Origin of the sequence: Lactobacillus delbrueckii subsp. delbrueckii DSM 20074 = JCM 1012 (assembly GCF_001433875.1) — a bacterium.
Taxonomy (GTDB): Bacteria; Bacillota; Bacilli; order Lactobacillales; family Lactobacillaceae; genus Lactobacillus; species Lactobacillus delbrueckii.
Genome location: NZ_AZCR01000011.1, coordinates 32,197 through 36,770, shown reverse-complemented (window position 1 = coordinate 36,770; position 4,574 = coordinate 32,197). Strand labels below are relative to the sequence as shown.

Here is a 4,574-nt window from a genome sequence, read left to right as displayed (position 1 = left end):
TAGCAAGTTTGATTTCTTTAGTGTATTTAGTCATGAAAATAACCCCCGAAATTAGTGTCCTAATTTCGGGGGTCATATCATCGTCTTGACAAAAAATGTCCTTTTTGCTTAATGGGGAACTATACAAGCTGCTTGAGCCAGCTGGCCAGCATAATAATCAAGGGCACGCTGACCACAGACATTAAAGTCGACAGGCACAGACAAGCCAATTTTTTCTTAAATAAGGAAGAAGTTGAAAAAAGGGAGGAGAAAATGGTTGAAAAGCATGGAGGCAAAAGGCCAAACCTGGTATACTGATTTAGTCATAATTGCAGTAGAAAATTTGAAAATTTAAGAAACAGAGGAAAATCTATTGATCACAGTAACAGATTTAAGTTTGCAAATCGGCAGTCGCACCCTTTACAGTGACGTCAACCTTAAGTTCACGCCGGGCAACTGCTACGGCATCATTGGAGCCAACGGGGCCGGCAAGTCGACTTTCTTAAAGCTGCTGGAAGGAAAAATGGAACCAACCACGGGCTCAATCAGCATGGGCCCTAACGAAAGAATGTCCAGCCTGAATCAGGACCACTTTGCCTTTGAAGATTTTTCCGTTATGGAAACTGTGATTCAAGGCCACCAAAAGCTCTACCAGGTCATGAAGGAGCGTGACGCCCTTTACGCCAAGGCCGACTTTAGTGAAGAAGACGGGGTCAAGGCGGCTGAACTGGAAACGGAATTTGCGGAACTGGACGGCTGGAATGCGGAAGCTGATGCTGCCCAGCTTCTCCAGTCCATGAGCATTCCGGAAGACATGCACCAAAAGCAGATGAGCGAGCTGGCGGAAAGCGACAAGGTTAAGGTCCTTTTGGCCCAGGCCCTTTTTGGCAACCCGGACATCCTTCTTTTGGACGAACCGACCAACGGTCTGGACGTGCACACCACGGCCTGGCTGGAAAACTTCCTGGCTGACTACGAAAACATCGTCCTGGTCGTTTCCCACGACCGTCACTTCCTGAACCAGGTCTGCACCCAGATGTGTGACGTTGACCGCGGGCAGATCAAGCTCTACGTCGGCAACTACGACTTCTGGTACGAATCAAGTAAGCTGGCTACGGAACTGGCCCGCCAGCAAAATGCCAAGAAGGAAGAACAGATCAAGCAGCTGCAGGAATTTATCGCCCGTTTCTCAGCCAACGCTTCCAAGTCCAAGCAGGCTACTTCTAGAAAGAAGCAGCTGGACAAGATCAGCTTGGACGACATCAAGCCATCCAGCCGCAAGTACCCGTACATCAAGTTTGAGGTGAACCGGGACCTAGGCAACGACTTGCTGAGAGTGGACAATGTGTCCTACAAGTCCGGCGACGAGCAGCTTTTGGACAATGTTTCCTTTATCATCCGGCCAGGTGACAAGGTTGCCTTCTTGTCCAGAAACACCCGGGCAACCACGGCCTTGATGGAAATCATCGCCGGCCGCCTGGAACCAGACTCCGGGACTGTTACCTGGGGGCAGACGACTTCCTTTAACTACATGTCCAGAGACCTTAACGCCAACTTCGACAATGACGAATTGACGATTTTGGATTGGCTGCGCCAATACGCTGACAAGGAACACGACGACAACACCTTCCTGCGGGGCTTCTTGGGCAGAATGCTTTTCAGCGGCGACGAGATCAACAAGCAGATCAAGGTCCTGTCCGGGGGTGAAAAGGTCCGCTGCCAGCTGTCCAGAATGATGCTGGAAGCAGCCAACGTGCTGGTCATGGACGATCCAACCAACCACTTGGACCTGGAATCCATCACCGCCTTGAACGAAGCCATGGAAAACTACCCTGGCTCAATTCTCTTTACTTCCCACGACCACGAGTTCATCCAGACCATTGCCAACCACATTATTGAAGTTGGTCCAAAGGGTGTGGTGGCCCGGGCCGACATCAGCTATGACGACTTCCTGGCCCACCCGACTGTTCAGGAACAAGTTGCAAAGATTTACTAAAAGCAGAAAAAGCCAAAGAAAAAGCTTATCCGCCCTGGATAAGCTTTTTTGCATCTGCCTTATGCTTCATCGTCAAGTACTGACCGGTGACCTTTTAAGGCAAAGACATAAACCAAAAGAGAAATGAAGGCCGCGAATGAGACGTAGCAGAAGAAGAGACTTTCATGGCCGATTGACCGCATGTATAAGGCGACGTATTCGGCTGGTATGTGGAAGACAATTACTACGGGGATGTCTTTGTGATCTTTGTCTTGCCGGATGACTTGTCCATGAAACGAAAAAAATAAAATGGTGAAGCTCGAGAATGAGTCTCACCATTTTTGGTATGTGTAATTTTTGGCCACTATTCATGAAAATCGATGGCAAAGCGGGCCAGAAGGACCAGCAAGAGTTGCAAGAGGTTCAGCCAGAGAAAGCCAGAGCCTAAAGCAACAGGGGCGACCATTTCGCCGGCTGTTAAAAGCAGGAGGGCAGCCAGGAAGAAGAAGATTCCCCGGTCGTCCAGCTTGTTTATCCGCAGGCCGATCCAGGCTTCGCAGATGAGCATGACAATGAAGACCAGGCCGGCGACAATTGAAGGGATGAAAGAGGACTAGCCCATTAGTCTGGCAGAGTTGCAGACATCAAGCAAGCTGGCCAGGCCGGCCCAAAGAAGAAAGAGGCTGAGCAGAAAGCTGACAGCTTGCAAAATTTTGGTAATGACTTCCAAAAGAACACCTCGATTCCCAAAGAATATTTTTCCTTCAGTATAATGCGAAGAATTTTTTTGAGCAAACGCATAGATTTTGTTAAAATTTGTTATTTTCACTTAAGGACATCTTTGTCTTTGTGAAAAATAGGTAAAATCGGCCCAAACACAGACAAAACAGTGCTTGCTCTTTAGGATAGTCAAGAATAATCTCCAAGCAAAAAGCCCCAAGAATGAATCTTGGAGTTTTTTTGCGCCTAAGCTAGGCAATGTTTTTCAAAATATTAGTCCGGTAAAGAAGCAGGTTCATCACGACAATCCCGCTGGTTACCAGGAAGACGGCACTGTAGCCGAAGTGGGCGGAAACCGTTGAACCTAGCAGAGGGCCAAAAATATTGCCGACGTACATGGCACTTTGGTTCCAGCTGAAGACCCGGCTGGTCAGTTTCTTTGGACTGTGCTTGGCCAGCATGGTCTGGACCTGCGGGAAGAGGCAGGCGTCAGTAAAACCAACCAGGAAGCGGCAGACGCCAAGCTCAACCGTGTTGCGGACGAAAGCCGTCAAGAAGAAGAGGATGATCGACCCAATCAAGCCGCCTAAGATGATCTTGTGGGTCCCAATCCGGTCACCTAAGCCACCAAAGTAAGAAGCCGCGGCCACCGTGGCAATTCCTGGCAAAGCTGCGATCACCCCGCTGACGAGGACAACCTGCCCGGAATTGTGCATCAAGCTTCTAACATACAAGGAAACGATCGGGTTGATGGAGTTGTTGGCCGCTTGAATGATCAAGGTCGTCAGCAGCAGTCCCAGAATCAATTGCCCGCTCTTAAACTGCTTCATCGTGTCCTTAAAGCTGCCCCGCTGCTTGCTCTCAACTGGCACGAAGTCATCTTCATGGATAAAGAAGACAGACAAGATAAAGCAGGTGAAAAGCAGAGCCCCGGTAATAAAGAAGGTTACCCGATAGCTAAAAGCCTGCGATAAGGCCCCGCCGGCAAAGGGCCCCAGCAATTGCCCCCCGGTCTGGGCAGAAATCATGATCCCCAGCGCCTTGCCCGACTTGTTCTTCGGCGTTTCTGACGCGATAAGGGCGTTAGAGTTAGAGATGAAGCCGGCAAAAAACCCCTGCATCCCTCTAAGAAACAGCAGCTGCCAGACATTCTGGGCCAGGCCCATGCAGGTAAAGACGACCGCCATCCCTAAAGAGGCCCGCAGAATCATCGGCTTGCGCCCCTTCTTGTCAGCCAGCTTGCCCCAAATCGGGGAAACCAGGGCCGCCACCACGTAGACCGCTGAAAAGACGATCCCTGACCAAAAGCTCAGCTGCTGGTGGCTGAACTTGCCCAGGGTGTCAATGTACAAGGACAAAAAAGGGGTAATTTCCGAAAAGGCAATCCCCGCCAAAAAGACGCTGACCATCGAGACTTGCAGATTTCTTTTCCATACCGGCTGCTTTTGCAATGTGTGACCTTCCTTTTATTTCAGCTTCGCTAATAAATACTTTACATATCTTTTACCTTACTCTTGCAGGAAAAATAGTCAAGGAAAAAAGGCCCTCTAATAAGAAGAGAGCCTTTTCAAAAAAGAAAATCTTAAATTTTAGTTGTCGTTGTCAGCGATCCCGAAGATCCGCAAAAATTGCAGGAAGAGGTTGATGAAGTCCAGGTACAGCATCAAAGCCCCGTTAACGGCCAGGCCAAGTTCTGGCAGCTGGTCGCCGTAACTGGCGTAGATGGACTTCATCTTCTGGGCATCCCAGGCAGTCAAGATCGTGAAAATGATGACCCCGATGATGGAGAAGATGAAGCTGGCTGGCGTGCTCTTCAAGAACATGTTGACCAGGCTGGCCACGATCAAGCCCCAGATGGCGGCTGAAGCGTAAGCCCCGATGGTGTCCAGGTTCTTCTTAG

The 4,574-nt window shown here is 49.6% G+C and carries 5 protein-coding genes; 1 reads left to right on the top strand and 4 read right to left on the bottom strand.

The features are described from left to right. Positions 1-352 precede the first annotated feature (352 nt). Entirely contained in the window at positions 353-1,975 is a 1,623-nt protein-coding gene (locus tag FD23_RS03220; protein ID WP_052933564.1) for an ABC-F family ATP-binding cassette domain-containing protein, read from the top strand. A gap of 59 nt (positions 1,976-2,034) precedes the next feature. On the opposite strand, the gene FD23_RS09170 is transcribed toward FD23_RS03220, so the two are convergent. The 4 genes from FD23_RS09170 to FD23_RS10235 all read right to left on the bottom strand — a co-directional run. Further along, positions 2,035-2,157 carry a hypothetical protein gene (locus FD23_RS09170; protein WP_044880484.1) on the bottom strand — a complete coding sequence of 41 codons (123 nt, stop codon included), beginning with the start codon at positions 2,155-2,157 and terminating at the stop codon, positions 2,035-2,037. A gap of 161 nt (positions 2,158-2,318) precedes the next feature. Then, positions 2,319-2,522 (bottom strand): hypothetical protein, encoded by a 204-nt coding sequence (locus FD23_RS10240; protein WP_230844795.1) that lies wholly within the window; start codon positions 2,520-2,522, stop codon positions 2,319-2,321. A gap of 403 nt (positions 2,523-2,925) precedes the next feature. Next, complete coding sequence (locus FD23_RS03210; protein WP_025895464.1) at positions 2,926-4,125, bottom strand: MFS transporter; 1,200 nt, start codon at positions 4,123-4,125, stop codon at positions 2,926-2,928. Between the two features lie 138 nt (positions 4,126-4,263). Beyond that, on the bottom strand, positions 4,264-4,574 hold a 311-nt coding region (locus tag FD23_RS10235; RefSeq protein WP_236743869.1), incomplete at its 5' end, for a Bax inhibitor-1 family protein.